Origin of the sequence: Comamonas odontotermitis (assembly GCF_020080045.1) — a bacterium.
In the GTDB taxonomy this organism is placed as follows: Bacteria; Pseudomonadota; Gammaproteobacteria; order Burkholderiales; family Burkholderiaceae_C; genus Comamonas; species Comamonas odontotermitis.
The window spans coordinates 1,216,262-1,232,643 of record NZ_CP083451.1 but is presented as its reverse complement, the minus strand read 5'-3'; the positions used below and the strand labels follow the sequence as shown (position 1 = coordinate 1,232,643).

The 16,382-nt window shown below is 62.9% G+C and carries 14 protein-coding genes; 9 read left to right on the top strand and 5 right to left on the bottom strand.

The genetic code is table 11. The features are described 5' to 3' along the window. Positions 1 to 52: 52 nt before the first annotated feature. Together LAD35_RS05685 and LAD35_RS05680 are read right to left on the bottom strand one after the other, a co-directional pair. Positions 53 to 1,540, bottom strand: a complete 1,488-nt coding sequence (locus LAD35_RS05685; protein WP_224151741.1) for a circularly permuted type 2 ATP-grasp protein — start codon at positions 1,538 to 1,540, stop codon at positions 53 to 55. Positions 1,541 to 1,599: 59 nt separating this feature from the next. Then, positions 1,600 to 4,344, bottom strand: a complete 2,745-nt coding sequence (locus tag LAD35_RS05680) for a DNA internalization-related competence protein ComEC/Rec2 (protein WP_377779612.1) — start codon at positions 4,342 to 4,344, stop codon at positions 1,600 to 1,602. Positions 4,345 to 4,525: 181 nt separating this feature from the next. Here LAD35_RS05680 and LAD35_RS05675 point away from each other — a divergent pair, with 181 nt between their 5' ends. From LAD35_RS05675 to LAD35_RS05650, 6 genes are all read left to right on the top strand, one after another. Continuing rightward, positions 4,526 to 4,987 (top strand): RidA family protein, encoded by a 462-nt coding sequence (locus LAD35_RS05675; RefSeq protein WP_224151739.1) that lies wholly within the window; start codon positions 4,526 to 4,528, stop codon positions 4,985 to 4,987. 176 nt (positions 4,988 to 5,163) lie between these two features. Next, on the top strand, positions 5,164 to 5,625 hold the full coding sequence (locus LAD35_RS05670; protein WP_224151738.1) for a RidA family protein: 462 nt from the start codon (positions 5,164 to 5,166) through the stop codon (positions 5,623 to 5,625). 207 nt (positions 5,626 to 5,832) lie between these two features. After that, complete coding sequence (locus LAD35_RS05665) at positions 5,833 to 7,020, top strand: M20 aminoacylase family protein (RefSeq protein ID WP_224151737.1); 1,188 nt, start codon at positions 5,833 to 5,835, stop codon at positions 7,018 to 7,020. 43 nt (positions 7,021 to 7,063) lie between these two features. Further along, positions 7,064 to 8,077 (top strand): Bug family tripartite tricarboxylate transporter substrate binding protein, encoded by a 1,014-nt coding sequence (locus LAD35_RS05660; RefSeq protein WP_224151736.1) that lies wholly within the window; start codon positions 7,064 to 7,066, stop codon positions 8,075 to 8,077. Between the two features lie 92 nt (positions 8,078 to 8,169). Next, a complete protein-coding gene (locus tag LAD35_RS05655) occupies positions 8,170 to 9,315 on the top strand; it encodes an MBL fold metallo-hydrolase (RefSeq protein WP_224151735.1) in 1,146 nt (381 codons plus the stop codon). A 171-nt stretch (positions 9,316 to 9,486) separates the two neighbouring features. Further along, positions 9,487 to 9,876, top strand: coding sequence for a nuclear transport factor 2 family protein (locus tag LAD35_RS05650; RefSeq protein ID WP_224151734.1), 390 nt, complete (start codon positions 9,487 to 9,489; stop codon positions 9,874 to 9,876). Positions 9,877 to 9,968: 92 nt separating this feature from the next. On the opposite strand, the gene LAD35_RS05645 is transcribed toward LAD35_RS05650, so the two are convergent. Together LAD35_RS05645 and LAD35_RS05640 are read right to left on the bottom strand one after the other, a co-directional pair. After that, positions 9,969 to 10,952, bottom strand: coding sequence for a Bug family tripartite tricarboxylate transporter substrate binding protein (locus LAD35_RS05645; RefSeq protein ID WP_224151733.1), 984 nt, complete (start codon positions 10,950 to 10,952; stop codon positions 9,969 to 9,971). A gap of 44 nt (positions 10,953 to 10,996) precedes the next feature. Next, positions 10,997 to 12,457: an amidase gene (locus LAD35_RS05640; protein WP_224151732.1), complete on the bottom strand. Its 1,461-nt coding sequence runs from the start codon at positions 12,455 to 12,457 to the stop codon at positions 10,997 to 10,999. A gap of 107 nt (positions 12,458 to 12,564) precedes the next feature. Here LAD35_RS05640 and LAD35_RS05635 point away from each other — a divergent pair, with 107 nt between their 5' ends. Continuing rightward, the gene (locus LAD35_RS05635; RefSeq protein ID WP_224151731.1) at positions 12,565 to 13,476 is read left to right on the top strand and encodes a LysR substrate-binding domain-containing protein; all 912 of its coding nucleotides are present in this window, start codon (positions 12,565 to 12,567) and stop codon (positions 13,474 to 13,476) included. Positions 13,477 to 13,572: 96 nt separating this feature from the next. Here LAD35_RS05635 and LAD35_RS05630 read toward each other — a convergent pair whose 3' ends face one another. Further along, entirely contained in the window at positions 13,573 to 14,508 is a 936-nt protein-coding gene (locus LAD35_RS05630; RefSeq protein WP_224151730.1) for an NHL repeat-containing protein, read from the bottom strand. A gap of 63 nt (positions 14,509 to 14,571) precedes the next feature. On the opposite strand from LAD35_RS05630, the gene LAD35_RS05625 reads away from it, so the two are divergent. Continuing rightward, the gene (locus tag LAD35_RS05625; RefSeq protein ID WP_224151729.1) at positions 14,572 to 15,801 is read left to right on the top strand and encodes a methanobactin export MATE transporter MbnM; all 1,230 of its coding nucleotides are present in this window, start codon (positions 14,572 to 14,574) and stop codon (positions 15,799 to 15,801) included. Next, positions 15,798 to 16,280 (top strand): tRNA (N6-threonylcarbamoyladenosine(37)-N6)-methyltransferase TrmO, encoded by a 483-nt coding sequence (gene tsaA / locus LAD35_RS05620; RefSeq protein WP_224151728.1) that lies wholly within the window; start codon positions 15,798 to 15,800, stop codon positions 16,278 to 16,280. Before LAD35_RS05625 ends, tsaA begins: the two co-directional genes overlap by 4 nt. The last annotated feature ends 102 nt before the right edge of the window (positions 16,281 to 16,382 follow it).

Genomic DNA, 16,382 nt, shown 5'->3' with positions numbered 1-16,382 from the left:
AATCTTTCGCTATGCATGATCTTGGTCGAAGGTCAGGTGGTGCGTGCAAGCCTCACTGCTGGCCGCCCTCCCACTCGCTGTAGTCATCCTCCGGGCCGCGCAGCACCCAGGTATCCTTGGTGCCTCCGCCTTGCGACGAGTTGACGACCAGCGAGCCCTCCTTGAGGGCAACGCGCGTCAGGCCACCCGGCACCATCTGCACCTGTTTGCCGCTGAGGACGAACGGGCGCAGATCGATATGGCGCGGCGCAATTCCGCTTTCCACATAGGTGGGGCTGCTCGAGAGGCTGAGCGTGGGTTGCGCGATATAGCCACTGGGCTTGGCCTTGAGCACCGCGCGAAACTCCTCGATCTCTGCGCGCGTGGCTGCCGGTCCGATCAGCATGCCGTAACCGCCAGCGCCGTGCACCTCCTTCACCACGAGCTCATCCAGATGGTCCAGTACGTAGGCCAGGTCATCCGGCTTGCGGCACATCCAGGTCGGCACGTTTTTCAGGATGGCCTCTTCCCCCAGGTAGAAACGGATCATGTCGGGCACATAGGGATAGACCGATTTGTCGTCGGCCACACCGGTTCCCACCGCATTGCAGATGGCGACATTGCCCTTGCGGTACACCTGCATCAGGCCCGCGCAGCCCAGCGTGGAATTGGGGCGGAAGACCTGCGGGTCCAGAAAGTCGTCGTCCACACGGCGGTAGATCACATCGACGCGCTGCAGCCCCTGTGTGGTGCGCATGTAGAGCATATCGTCGCGCACGACCAGATCCTGCCCTTCCACCAGTTCCACCCCCATTTGCTGCGCGAGGAAGGCATGTTCGAAATAAGCGCTGTTGTACATGCCTGGCGTCAATACCACCACCGTCGGATTGTTGACGGCGTGGGCGGGGGCACTGGCACGCAGGGTATCGAGCAGCAAATCGGGGTAATGGGCCACAGGCGCTACGGCATGGCTGCTGAAAAGCCCTGGAAAAAGCCGCATCATCATGCGGCGGTTTTCCAGCATGTACGACACCCCGGACGGCACGCGCAGATTGTCTTCCAGCACATAGTAGGTGCCGCTTCCGTCGGCTTCGGCCGCGCGCACGATGTCGATGCCTGCCATATGCGCGTAGATGTCGAGCGGCACATTCACGCCCTGCATTTCGGGCCGGTACTGGCTGTTGTCCAGCACCAGATCGCGCGGCACGATGCCGGCTTTCAGGATTTCCTGGTCGTGGTAGACATCATGGATGAACCGGTTGAGGGCCGTTACCCGTTGCACCAGGCCCTTTTGCATCTGCCGCCATTCGTGCGAGGGAATGATGCGCGGGATCAGGTCGAACGGAATCAGCCGCTCGGTGCCCGAGCCATCTTCGTCCTTTTCGCCATAGACCGCAAAAGTGATACCCACACGGCGGAACACCAGTTCGGCCTCTTCACGCAATGCCTGCATCTTGTCGAAAGGCTGCTCCTTGAGCCATTTGGCGTAGGTCTGGTAATGCACCCGCTCGGCCCCCGTGGCGTATGGCAGCCCTTGGTACATCTCATCAAATTTCTGCATCAACATGTCCTTTCTCACAGAATCAGCTTAGCAAGTTTCGCGCCACCGCCAGCTAGGTACTAACCTTCATCGGGTATCAAGGCCCCATTGCCATCCCCTATGGATTTTGCAGGAGCAGCATCGCGCTCCGGCAGAGACTCGCTGTCGATATGCGCTGAATTTGCACCAAACTGGTGCAATCCATGCTGCCAATACCGCTGCCGAATCTGGCGCTGGCATTGCAATGCTGCTGGCAAGGTGGAATGCCACAATGCAGCGCCGCATTCGACTGTGGAGTGAAACCGGATGCGCTGCTCTGCATACCGCTGCACCACGGGGGTTGCTGGATGGCGAAACCGATTGCGATAGCCCGTTTGCGCCACGGCCCGGCTGGCACCCACGGCGGCCAGCAACGACGGGCTCGACGAGGTATTGCTGCCATGGTGTGGAACCAGCATCAGGTCTGCACGCAGCACAGTACCGCGCTGCACCAGTAGCTGCTCCTGCTGCTTTTCCAGATCACCCAGCAATAGAGCCGCTGCCGCATGGACCTGGTAGGGCTGCGCCTGAATGCGCAATACGCAGCTGCGCGAATTGCCTGAACGTTGGCGCCCCATGCGCTCTTCCACTGGCAAGGGGCCATCAGGATGCAGGACTTCAAACTGCACCCCATCCCAACTCCAGGAATGGCCCGCAGCACAGTCACGCCAGGGCAGCGCCTGCAAACCTGCTTGGCTGCGCTCCTGCAAGGTCAGAGAGCCCATGGCCTGCGCAGGTCGCAGTTGCTCTGCCACAGCGGCGCTGCCGCCGGTATGGTCACTGTCACCATGGCTGAGCACCAGCATGTCCAACACGCCCGATTCACGCCCTTGCGCCCCCAGCGCACGCATTACGGGCACCACCACGCGGTCCCCTGCATTGCTGCCCGGGCCGTAGACCGGCCCCGTGTCGTACAACAGACTGTGGCGAGCCGTCTGCACCAGCACGGCCTGGCCCTGCCCCACATCCAGCGCCAGCAGGCTGAACTGTCCCTCGGCAGGCCGCAGCGGCTGCCACCAGAGTGCGGGCAGCAGGCATGGCAGGCCCAGCATGCGCAACTGCCATGGCAGCGGCAACACGAGCCAGATGCCGCCCGCCATGGCTGCCACTGCCGCCCACCATGGCGCGGCAGGCAGCCACAGCGCGGCGTGCGGCCAGCGCGCCAGCCATTCCAGCCACACCATCAGTATCTGCATGGCCCAGGCAGCCATATCCCACAACGGAGGCAGTGCCACGCCCAGCAGCGCCATAGGCGTCGCTACCCAGGTCACCCACGGTATGGCCAGCACATTCGCCAGCAGGCCAACCACCGACACCTGGCCAAACAGCAACAGGGACAGTGGCGTGATGGCCACCGTCACGATCCACTGTTCGCGCAACAAGGCCTGCAAGCGGCGCTTGGTGCCCTGTAGCCGTCCAGCAGAGGGTTCACGGGGAGCGCCCGCTCCAATATCCGAAGCAAACAAGATGCCCACAGCCAGAAAACTGAGCCAGAACCCCGCCTGCAGCAATGCCATGGGTTGGAAGACCACCACTGCGCCGCAGGCCATCAGCCATGTCGCATACCAGGGCCATGTCTTGCCACTCAGCCTTTGCATGGCGATCACCGCCAGCATCAGCACAGTTCGCTGCGCAGGTACTCCCCAGCCGCTGAACACAGCATAGGCAAAAGCACTCAGCACCCCGGCAGCCAGGGCCACCTGGGGCGCGGGCAGCCATAGGCACAGGCGGTTGCTGCGGCGCCAGCACCAGCTCACCACCATGCTGGCAGCCCAGGCAAACACGGTGATGTGCAGGCCCGAAATCGCCATCAGATGCGCCACGCCCGTAATGCGAAAGACACGCCAGTCCTCCCGGTCGATGGCGCGCTGTTCACCGGTAACCAAAGCCACCAACACGCCAGCGATACGGGCCCGCCGTGTCTCAGCCTCCTGCTCGCCCCCATCGCCACCTGCACGCCTGCCATCGGCAACCGGCGCCAGCCGGTGCACCATGGCATCGCGCACATGCTGCCGCAGGCGCTCCACCGGATGTGTGTTGCCAACCTCCAGCAATTGCGGGCCGGACTGCAGGCTGCCACCGGCTCGAGCGCCCACTGGCAAGCGCACATAGCCCGTAGCGTGCACGCCCTGCTCCCACATCCACAGTTCATAGTCAAACCCATGCGGGTTAGCGCTGCCGTGCGGCGCCTTGAGCCGTACCGGCAAGCGCCAGCGCTGCCCCGCCGCCAGCGTGGGAATCGTTACAGAGCCAGCAGGTGCACCACTACGCGTGGCATTGGCAGCGGGCTGTGCGTACCATGCGAGATCGACCAACGGCGGCACTGCAACCGGTCGCCCGCCTGACTCCGCCGTGTCAACCTGCAGACGAAAGCGCTGCCCCAGCGCCGTTTGCTGCGGCATGGCGGCAATGGTGCCTTGCAGCAGCAAATCTACCCCTTCCAGCGCGGGATCCAGCCGCAGCGCCATCTGCTGCGTGGCCTGCCAACCCGCCTGCCCCCAGGCCAGCGCGCAAGCCGCCAGCATTGCGCCCAGACGATCGGCACGCCGGCGCCATCCACCGTGTTTTCTGCATGCTCCTGCACGCCATATGCACCAGGCGCTTGCCAATGTGCCCAAACCCATCGCCCATCCATACACCGCTTGCGGGTACAGCTCCGCTTGCTGCAGCTGCAATGTGGCGCCCAGCACAACGCCCCAAAGCCATGCCAGAGGCTGCCACCCCAAAAAAGACGCAGTGGCGTCTTGCACAGAAGAGCGTGGTGACGGTGACAAGGCGCTTGGCATGGTGCCATGCTAGGCATCACCGCCGCTGTGCTTCCAAGGGTCGGCCCCCTGAACAGACGAACGGTAGACATTCATGACGAAGGTCATCGCCTGCGCTGGGAAGCAGTATGCATTTGTGCCACACTTGGCGCTTTCTGCAATCGGCGCAGCGCTGCTGCCCCCACCAACCACCGAGGACTCCATGAGCGTTTACGACCAACTCCAAGCCTTGAACATCAGCCTGCCGCCGCTGGCCATTCCTGCTGCTGCCTATGTGCCCTATGTGCAGACCGGCAACATGGTCTTCCTGAGCGGCCACATCGCGCGCAAGGATGGCAAGCCCTGGGTGGCGCAGTTTGGTCGCAACATCACCACCGAAGAAGGCAAGCTTGCCGCGCGCGCCGTGGCCATCGATCTGCTGGGCACTTTGCAGCACGCAGCGGGCGGTGATCTCAACCGCGTCAAACGCATCGTCAAGCTGATGAGCCTGGTCAACAGCACCAGCGATTTCACGGAGCAGCACCTCGTCACCAACGGTGCCAGCGAATTGATGGCCGAAGTGTTCGGTGCTGAAAAAGGCGCCCATGCCCGCAGTGCCTTTGGCGTGGCACAGATCCCCTTCGGCGCCTGCGTGGAAATCGAGTTGATCGCCGAGCTGGCCTGATACCCGGGCGCCAGGCCTACGCCAGCGGCGCCAATGTCTTTTGGGCATGGCGCCGCTGCCTTTTTGCATAGAAAAATGGCCGATGGGACTGGTACGATGTGCGGTAAGCATGCAAATTTGATAGCAGAACTGGTTTGCAGGCATTCCTTTTCTTGACCATCCCCAGGACACCAACCATGAGCGTTTACGACCAACTCAAAGCCCTGAACATCGAGCTGCCGCCCGTGCGCACGCCTGCTGCAGCCTATTCCCCTTTTGCGCAGACCGGCAACCTGGTCTTCATCAGTGGCCACACAGCTAGCAAGAACGGGCAACCCTGGGCAGGCAAGCTCGGCAAGAACATCGACACTGCCGAAGGCAAGCTGGCTGCGCGCTCAGTTGCCATTGACCTGATGGGCACCCTGCAGGCGGCCGTGGGCGGAGACCTCAACCGCGTCAAGCGCATCGTCAAGCTGATGAGCCTGGTTAACAGCACGGAAGACTTCACCGAGCAGCACCTCGTCACCAACGGCGCCAGCGAGTTGATCGCCCAGGTGTTCGGCCCAGAAAAAGGCGCCCATGCACGCAGCGCATTTGGCGTGGCACAGGTTCCCCGTGGTGCCTGCGTCGAGATCGAGTTGATTGCCGAAGTGGAATGAGCACGCTTCGCCGCAAAGCCTGAATCCCAGACTTCACATTTCAGACTCAAACGCGCCCGAGGGCGCGTTTTTGCGTTTTTGCTCTCGGCGTTTTGCATCTGCTGCCCTGGGCGCTCAGGACACTCCTTTTGTCCATTGAGTGACAAAGCGTCCCGGCACTCCACTCCACAATGCCAGACACCCTCTCCGCCTGCCATCGCACAAGCCATGTCTCAAGATTTCCCTGCCAGCGCCGGTCTCCTGTCTTCCGTGGAAGCAATTGCACCGCAATTCGTCTCGATCCGCAGATCGATCCACGCCCACCCAGAACTGGCTTTTGAAGAGCAGCGAACCAGCGACCTGGTCGCCAGCACCCTCGAAGGCCTGGGCTACCGGGTGCATCGCGGCCTGGGCTCCACTGGTGTCGTGGGGCAGTTGACCAAGGGCAATGGCAGCAAGGCCATCGGCATTCGCGCCGACATGGATGCGCTCCCCATCCAGGAGCGCACGGGCCTCGATTACGCCAGCACCTTGCCTGGCAAGATGCATGCCTGCGGACATGATGGCCACACCGCCATCTTGCTGTGCGCTGCGAGGCATCTGGCCCAATCGGTGGATTTCAACGGCACGCTGAACCTGATCTTCCAACCTGCGGAAGAAAATGAAGGCGGCGCACTGCGCATGGTGGATGAAGGCCTGTTCGACCTCTTTCCCTGCGACGAAATCTACGCCCTGCACAACGCCCCCGGCCTGCCCGTTGGCAAGATGGCGATCAGCCCCGGCCCCGCCATGGCCTCGTTCGACCGCGTCACCATCCGGTTGCATGGCCGCAGCGCCCACGGCGCCATGCCGCACCATGGCATCGACCCGATGCAGTGCGCAGCCAGCATCGTGCTGGGCCTGCAATCGATCGTCACCCGCGAAATCGATGCCTTGCACGCGGCAGTGATCACCGTCGGCTCCATCCAGGCCGGCGAGGTCTACAACATCGTTCCCGAATCTGCGTTGCTGAAAATCGGTGTGCGTACGCTCGACCCTGCGGTGCGCACGCTGGTCGAAAAGCGCATTCGCCAGTTTGTCGAAGGCCAGGCCCAGAGCTACCAGTTGACCTGCGAGATCGACTACCTGCACAAATACCCCGTGCTGGTGAACCATCCCGCGCAGACGGAGTACGCCCGCGAGGCCGCCATCCGCCTACTGGGCGCCGACAACGTGAGCCAGCGCACGCCCACCATGGGCAGCGAGGATTTTGCCTACATGCTCCAGAAGCGCCCCGGCGCCTACATTCGCCTGGGCAATGGCGTCGGAGAAGATGGGGGTTGCATGGTGCACAACCCGCTGTACGACTTCAACGACAAGGCCCTGGCCATTGGCGCCGCCTTCTGGTCGCACCTCGTCCAGAGCTATCTGCGCTAGCCCCTGTCGGCCCCGCACATCTGCACATCTTTCCGGAGCTTTCATGCAGCACATCCATCGCCGCCACTTCATCCAGAGTCTGAGCGCCACGGCGGGCCTTGCCGGTCTGTCGGCCATCTCACCGCTTGCGCGGGCCAGTGATGCATTCCCCAGCAAACCGTTGAGTCTGGTCGTTCCCTATCCCGCAGGCGGCGCCAGCGACGTTGCAGCGCGGATCTTTGCGGAATCCATGGGCAAGACGCTGCAGCAGCAGGTCATCGTCGAGAACATCGGCGGCGGCACCGGCCTACTGGGCGCTGGCAAGGTGCTGTCCGCCCCCAGTGACGGATACACCTTCTTCCACGGCTCGGCCAATGAAGTCTTTCTGGCCCCCATGCTGAACCCGGCTGCGCGCTACAAACCGCAGGATTTCAGCTTCGCCTGCCCCACCACCGATGCCGTCATCGTGCTGCTGGTGAAAAACGACCTGCCCGCCCGCACCTATGACGATTTCATCGACTTTGCCAAAAAGCGCCAGGACAAACCGCTCACCTATGCAACGGTGGGCATCGACTCCATGTACAACCTGATGGGCGATGCCCTGGCAGCACAGCTGAAGCTGCCGTTTCTGCACGTGCCCTACAAGGGCGCAGCACCTGCCCTGCAGGATGTGGCTGGCGGCCAGGTGGATTTCGCCATCCTGCCGTACCAGACCAGCTTCGATGGCATGCAGCAGCAGGGCCGCCTGCACATTCTCACCAGCTTCTCCAAGGCGCTGCCCGCGCCCATCCAACACCTGCCACTCATCTCCGCAAGCCGGTACACACCCGATTTCGAGCATACGATCGGTGGCGGCTACTTTGTACGCAAAGGCACGCCGCCAGAGCGCGTCACGGTACTGCGCAATGCAGTCTCTGCCGCGCTGGGAACGCCTGCCATTCGCAGCAAGCTCGAATCCGAAGGCCGCAATGTGCGCCAGCCGATCAACTCGCAATCCCAGGCGGATGAGGTGTTCCAGCAGCAATATGCGCGGCTGAACCAGTTGATCCAGGCCGTAGGGCGCAAGGCACTGGCATAGCCTCTGTGCATGGAAGATTGGAGCCAATAGCCGCACGCCTGCGGCTTTTTTTCAGGCCGCTATCATGGTTCGGAGAACTCGACACCTGTTCCATGAGCACACCCTCCCCCTCGCCATCCCCCGCCACGGCAAGCCCACGCAGCGGATTCAAACGCCTGCGCAGCGGCTGGCTGGTCGCTACGGCCTGCTCCATTGCCGCATGCGCATCGACTCCCGACGAAGAAAGCCAGCGCCGCTACCAGGCTTCGCAACAATATTCGGCGCAGGACCAGCGCTTTCGCAATGGCCCCAACCCCGACATCAAGCCCCACGCAGGCGGGTTGCAGATCTGGTCGCGTTTTCTGTTTGGCGACAAGACCGGCACCGTGCCACAAGACCCGATTCCCGTGCGGCCGGTGACGCAGGCGCAGTTGCAGGCGCTGCCAGACGACGCCAACCACATCATCCGGCTGGGTCACTCCTCGCACCTGCTCAAGCTGCAGGGGCGCTACTGGCTGATTGATCCGGTGTTTGGCGAGCGCGTATCGCCTTTCAGCTTCATCGGTCCCAAGCGCTTTCACCCCACGCCGCTGCCGCTGCAGGAGTTGCCGCCAATTGCAGGCCTCGTGCTCTCGCACGACCACTATGACCATCTGGACGAGCCCACGATCAAGTTTCTACTTGGCAAGGTGGAGCGCTATTTCGTGCCACTGGCAGTCGGTGCCCGCCTGCGTGCCATGGGGGTGGAAGCGGACCGCATCACCGAACTCGACTGGTGGCAGGCCGATGCGCATGCCGGCGTTACCCTCACCGCCACGCCGTCGCAGCATTTCTCAGGCCGCACGCTCAATGACCGCAACAGCACGCTCTGGGCATCGTGGGTGCTGCAGGCGGGAGGCCAGCGCATTTTCTATACCGGCGATTCAGGCTACTTCCCCGGTTTCAAGACCATTGGCGAAAAGCTCGGCCCCATGGATGTGGCCTTGATGGAAAACGGTGCCTACGATGCCTACTGGCCCTCGGTACACATGACACCAGAGGAAACCGTGCAAGCGTTTACCGATGTACGTGGCCAGGTGCTCTACAGCGTGCACAACAGCACCTTTGCGCTCGCCATGCACGGTTGGCGCGATCCTCTGGACCGCCTGGAGGCGCTGACCAAGCAGCGCAGCATCACGCTGGCAACCCCGGAGATCGGCGAGGTGCTGACCGTTGGCCTGCCACGCATCAATGCGCTGTGGTGGAAAAACCTACGTTAAGCACTGATGACCGCAATGGCGCTAATCGCAGCGCCTGCGCCCACTACCATCGCTTCGCATACCTGCCGCAGGGCGCCGTACTGCCCTGTATGAGCGCCTCTCGGGACCGTGTTCACGGTCCTGCGGCAGATTTCCCACCGATTTCCGAACTATTTCCGAGGAGACAACACCATGAACAACGCCGCCACCCGCCTGACCAGCCACCCCGAAGAGGCCGCCGTGCGCGTGCCGCTGGAGCTGTACATGCGAGGCCATGCCGAAGACAGTGCCGAGCACATGCGCGCCGCCTTCATGCCTACCGCACGGCTGGAGAGCGTGCGCGAAGGCCCCCTGACATCGTGGGACCTCGATACCTACTGCCAGCGCTTCAAGAACACCCCCGCCATCGACGAAGCCACGCGCCGCCGCACCATCGATACGCTCGATATCGTGGGCACGGCGGCCAGCGCCAAGGTCACGCTGGTGCACGGCAGTGTCACCTTCACCGACTATTTCGTGCTGCTCAAGACCGAGCAAGGCTGGAAGATCGCCAACAAGGCCTTCCACGCACAGGTCGCCTGATCTGCTGAAAACCAAAAATGGTTGCCAGCGCTTTCTGCATATGCGCCAGCAGCTATCTTTTTGATACCGATCCTCAACTCCGCTGCAGGCACTCACTCTGCCTGAATATTGGCCCGCTGCGCCACTTCGCGCATCAGCGGCAGTTCGCGCTCCACACGTTCGCGCAGTGCCGCACCCGGCCCCCAGGCGGGTGTCAGGCCAATGTCCACGAGCTTGCGCTGCATCTCGGGCACGGCCATCACATCGGCCAGTGATTGCTCCAGCTTCTTTTGCACTGGCCCAGGCAGTCCGGCTGGCGCCATGAAGGTGAACCAGGTGCTCATGTCAAAACCCGGGTAGCCACTCTCGGCCACCGTCGGCACCTGCGGCAACAGGGCCAGCCGCTTGGCTCCCAGTGCGGCAATCGGCTTGATCTTGCCCGACTTGATCAGTGGCGAGGTCGCCACCACCGTATCGACGGCCAGTTGCACCTGTCCGCCCATGAGCGCGGTGAGGCTGGGCGAGCTGCCGTTGAAGGGCACGTGCAGCATGCTCAAGCCCGTGGCGGACTTGAGGAGCTCGCCGCCAAAATGCACCGATGACGCCGCGCCGAAAGTGCCATACGAGAACTTGTCCGGCGCGGCTTTCGATTCAGCGACCAGCTCTTGCAAGGTATTGGCCTTTACCTCATTGTGGGCCACCAGCACCAGCCCCATGTCTGCCACCACGCCCAGCATGGTGAAGCCGCGCTGCGGATCGTAGGGCAGCGTCTTGCGCACCACGGGGTTCATCGTCAGCGTCGAGCCTGCACCCAGCAGCAGTGTGTAGCCGTCAGGCTGCGCCTTGGCCACCAGCCCCGCCCCCACGGCCGTACTGGCGCCGGGGCGGTTGTCCACGATCACAGGCTGGCCCAGCTTCTCGCCCAGCGCAGTGGCCAGCAGGCGGCCCAGAATGTCGGTCGCGCCGCCGGGCGCATAGGGCACCACCAGCTTGATCGGCCGATCAGGGTAATGCTGCTGCGCGAGGGCCGGCGGCAGCGCCAGTGCGGCAGCACTGGCCGCCATGCAGATGAGGAAGCGGGAGCGGGACAAGGCCATGGTGAAAATCTCCTTTGGAAGATACGCTTTCTGAAAACACGACATCAAGCCAGCAGCGGACTCGCTACGCGCGCATGGCCGCTGGCCTGGTCGTAGGCATGGCCTATCTGGAGCACGGCCAGATCGGCCTGCACAGGTCCGATGATCTGCAAGCCTGCAGGCAGCCCTTGCGCACTGAAGCCCGCAGGTGCTGCCAGCGCAGGCAGGCCCGCCATGGTGGCGGGAATAACCGCCTGCATCCAGCGGTGGTAGGTGTCCATGGTGCGGCCACCCACGGTCTTGGGCCAGTCCAGCTCCGCCTGGAAAGGAAAGACCTGGGCGGCAGGCAGGATCAGGAAATCGTAGGTTTCGAACAACCGCCGCAGCGTCTCATACCAGGCGCTTCGCACGCGCGCTGCCGCATAGATGTCCATGGCGGACAGCGCGCGGCCACGCGCCATCTCCCACACGGCTTCGGGTTTGAGCAATGCGCGTTTGGCCGGATCGTCGTACAACGCTGCATTGGCGCCCGCCACGGTGAAGCTGCGCAGGTCGATCCAGGCCCGCCACAGCTGCTCCATGTCGAAATGCGGCACCACTTCATCCACCTTGCAGCCGATTTCGATGAACGACTGAAGTGCCGTACGGCAGATATCGAGCACCCCAGGCTCCATGGGCAAATGCCCGCCCAGATCGCCCAGCCAGCCGATGCGCGTACCGCGAAAATCACGCGACAGCGCCCCGCCCCAGTTCTGCGCGCCCTCGCTGCGCCGCGTGAGCGGCAGCCGTGCATCAAACCCCGCCTGCACCGACAGCAGTAACGCCAGATCGGGAATATTGCGCGCCATCGGCCCCGCCACGCTGAACTGCTGAAAGAACACCTCATCCCCCGGCCCGTGCGGCACACAGCCCACCGAAGTGCGCAGGCCGTAGACGTTGTTGAATGCGGCCGGCGTGCGCAGCGAACCCATCATGTCCGAACCATCGGCTACCGGCAGCATGTGCAAGGCCACAGCCACGGCTGCACCGCCACTACTGCCACCCGCCGAGCGCGCGGGATCGAAGGCGTTGCGCGTGGTGCCATAGACAGGGTTGTAGGTGTGGCCACCCAGCCCGAATTCGGGCGAGTTGCTGCGAGCCACAAACAGTGCGCCGCCAGCGCGCATGCGCTCGAAAGCCACCGCATCCGCCTGCGTTACCTGGCCCGCGAAGATCGGCGAGCCCTTGGTAGTGACCATGCCTGCAGCGGGTGAAATGTCCTTGGGCGCCTGCGGAAAGCCATGCAGCGGGCCCCTGCTGTGGCCACGCGCCAGCTCTTCGTCAAGCTGGCGCGCCTGCGCCAGCAGCGGCTCGCGGGGCATGTGCGCCACCAAGGCATTGACCTGGGGGTTGAGCCGATCCATCTGGCCCCAGAAGGCCTGCAGCACCTCAGTGCAGGAAACCTCTTTGCGATGGATGGCTGCTGAAAGCTGGGTGGCGCTGAGTTCCACGATGCCGGAGCTGGCAGAAATACGGTGCTCGCTCATTGAATGTCCGTCTCCTGGATGTCTTGAAAATTCAGCATAGGTAAACATCCACTTTCCGACAATCACAATTTTCTGCGGTTATCGTTGCGTTTTTTGCAAAGCAGGCCATGCGAACGTCTCAGCATCTACAGGACACCGCCATTCGCTACTTTCTGGAAGTGGTGCGCAGCGGCTCGGTGAGCGAAGCTGCGCTGCGGCTCAACGTTTCGGCATCGGCCGTCAGCCGCCAGATCGCATCACTGGAAGAAGTGCTGCAAACCCCCTTGTTCGAGCGCCGCCCACGAGGCATGGTGGCCAGTGCCGCAGGAGAGCTGCTCGCTCACCATGCCAGACGCCACGCGCTGGAAGCAGAACAGGTGGTGTCGGATATCCAGGCCTTGCACGGGTTGCGCCGCGGCCATGTCCGCGTGGTTGCATCCGCCGGGTTTGCCTTCGAGTTTCTGCCCCATGCCATGGCCACTTTCCGCAACCAGCACCCGGGCATGCGGTTTCAGCTCACTGCCGCATCACCTGCCGAGGTGACCCACGCCGTGCGCAACGGAGACGCCGACATCGGTCTCACCTACAGCCGCGCCGCAGTACGCGACATCGATGTGCAACACCGCCAGAACTCGCCCGTGATTGCGATCATGCCGCCCGATCACCCGCTGGCCCGCTTTGCCAGCGTGACGCTTGCGCAGATGCACCCCTACCCAATTGCCCTGCTGGACGAAGGCAACACCGCGCGCCAGCTGTTCGACATTGCCTGCGGTCAGCGCGGGCTGGAGTTTGAACCGGCGCTGGAGAGCAGCCAGTTCGATGCCCTGGTGCGATTTGTGCTGCACGGCGGCGGACTCACGCTGGGCGGCGAAGTAACCGTGCGTGAATACGTGCGCCGGGGCCAGCTGCATACGGCGGCCATCCGCGAGCGCGGCATGAATGCCCGCTCCATCGAATTGCAGACGCTGACCGGACGCCAGCTGCCGCAAGGTGTGAAGGCGTTTGTGGAGCACCTGCGAGTTTTGCTGCCTGCAAGGTGATGGCAGCCGGGATTGCCTTCAGGCTACCGGCCTGCCTTTCTGGCCCCAGCCGTGCTGCCTGCACCAGACAAGGCAAGCGGCCAAGGCATATCCTGCTCACTTCACCGGCACGATCCGAACGCTCGCCGTGCCGCTCGCATCGGGAGCCGCCACTGCCGCGAACAGCCGGCGGTTGGACTCGTCGTAGGCCACGCCGATGATCTTGGACCAGCCGCTCGCCAGCACACTGGTTTCCCCCTTGGGGTTGACCTGAAACAGCTTGCCGCCTGAGCCGCCGAAGAACAGCGTACCGTCTGGCGCCGCTGTCATCAGGTCGATACCATCGAGCGTCGTGAAAGTGGCCACGAGCTTGCCGTCAGCCAGACCGGCGGGCTGCGCGCGCACCTTGCTCAGCGAGTACGACAGCAGTTGCCCGTTGTTCTGATCGCCGATGTAGAGCGTGTCACCCGCCACTGCCAGGCCTACCGGTTTGCCAAGGCCGGTGACCAGTTCACGCTCGCTCGCCTGTTGGCCGTTCATGCTCAGCTGGCTCACTGCGCCTGCGCCGCCCTTGATGAACCATCCATCCAGCAAGGCGCCATCAGGTGCCGTGGTGATGCCGATGCGGCGGCGCTTTGGGTCCGTCCCTTCCAGGTTGAAGGCGGTGCCGCTCTTGGGAACGGCAACGACTGCGCCATCGGTACCGAAACCAAAACGCGTGGTGTAGAACGCGCCATCAGATCTGCGCGTCAACTGTCCCAGCGTGGCGCCGCTGGCTGGCGCTGCAGGCAAGGCCGCATAGGCCGGAAAGGACTGGTTGCCGTCCCACACACGGATATTGTTGGCCGTGTCGTCAGTCAGGTACAGCCTGGATTCGGCCTTGTCCCAGTACAGGCCATTGAGCTTGGCTGCCACCGGCAGTGTGGTCGGTCCCCGATCCACGTCACTACCCCCGCCACCACAGGCCGACAGCGCCACGAACCCCGAAGCCATACCGGCTAGCAACCAGCGGCGCAGCCCAAAGGTGTTGCGCAAAGCGGAAATGATTTTCATGTGCTCCTCATTGATTTGAATTCATTCAATAAAATACCATCGTTATTATATTTTGGAATAGCGATGCAACCCCATGATAGCGCCGCCCCACCATGCGGCCGTTCCCTGCGTACAACACGCCTGCAGATCTGGATGTTCGCCTGCCTGGCAGTGGCGACAACCTTCGCAGGCTGCGGCGGCGGTTCCACGGCAGGCAGCACCATCGAGTTGCCTGCTACCGAGCCCTGGCAATGGAGTCTTCCAGCCGACTGGAGTCCGCCTGTCGTGCCTGAAAACAATCCAATGAACACGGCCAAAGTGGAGCTGGGTCGGCGCCTGTTCTATGACACCCGGTTGTCGGGCAACGGCACGCAGTCCTGCGCCAGTTGCCATGCACAGGCCAGCGCCTTCACCGACAACCGGGCACTGGCACGTGGTTCCACCGGCGAGATACACCCGCGCAACGCCCAGCCCCTGGCCAATGTGGCCTACCACAGCACGCTGAACTGGGCCGATCCGGCAGCGACCACACTGGAGCAGCAGCTGCTCGCGCCGCTGTTCAATGTCCATCCGGTAGAGCTAGGCGTGAATGACGGCAACCGCGACGAGGTACTGGCCCGATTGCGCCGCGATCCCGACTACCCGCCACGCTTTGCAGCAGCGTTTGCGGGCCTGCCAGAGCCGCTGAGCTGGGACCATGTTGCCAAGGCCATCGCAGCCTTCGAGCGCACGCTCATCTCGGCAGACAGCCGCTATGACCGCCATCTTGCCGGGCAGGTGACACTGACGGATACGGAGACGCGGGGAATGCGCCTTTTCTTCGGCGATCAGGCGCTGTGCTCGCGCTGCCACGGCAGCCCGAACTTCAATGACCAGTTCCGCACAGCCACGACAACCGACGCGCCAGCGGTGTTTCACAACACGGGGCTGTTCAACATCGGAGGTACAGGCGCCTACCCGGAGCCGAACCGCGGAGTGTACGAACTCACCCGAAAGATCACCGACATGGGACGCTTTCGTGCAGCCAGCCTGCGCAATATCGAGCTGACCGCACCCTACATGCATGACGGCAGCATCGGCACGCTCGAAGCCGTGCTCGACTTCTATGCCGACGGCGGCCGCAATGTGGGCAATGGCCTGTATGCAGGCGACGGCCGGCTCAACCCCTACAAGGATCCGCTCATCTCACAGATCCGCCTGCAGGCTCAGGACAAGTCCGACCTCGTGGCCTTTCTGAAAACGCTGACCGACTACACATTCATCAGCAATCCCCAGTTCTCCGATCCCTTTGCCGCCAATAAAAGCCACCCATGAACGACATCATCACCATGCGCCCCATCGGCACGATCCGCAGTCCCTTCCACAGCACACAGGGCATGCCGATCCAGACCGTGGCCGCAGCCGATGCGGAAGGTGAACTGGAAGTATTCGAAGCCTTTGCCGCCGGCCTGCGTGACATCGAAGGCTTCGCCTACCTGATCCTGCTCACGCATCTGCACCAGGCGACGGAAAAGCTCGAAGTCGTGCCCTTCATGGATACCGAGAGCCACGGCGTTTTCGCCACGCGCGCGCCGGCGCGGCCCAACCGCATCGGCCTGTCCATCGTGCAACTGGTGCAGGTGCAGGGCCACGTGCTTCGCTTTCGCGGCAATGACATGCTGGACGGCACGCCAGTGCTCGACATCAAGCCCTATGTACCGCAGCTGGATGTGCGCTCTACCGAACGCATAGGTTGGTTCAGTCAGGGCCTGCAGCACCTGCCTTCAACTGTGTCGGACGATCGCATGGGCTGAGGTTTTTCGATCACAAAAAAAGAAAGTCGGCTGCACCTCCCCATCCTTGATCTCCAACCATTTTCGTAGCGGAATCATTGACAGGAGCGCGCAGCCAGCTCT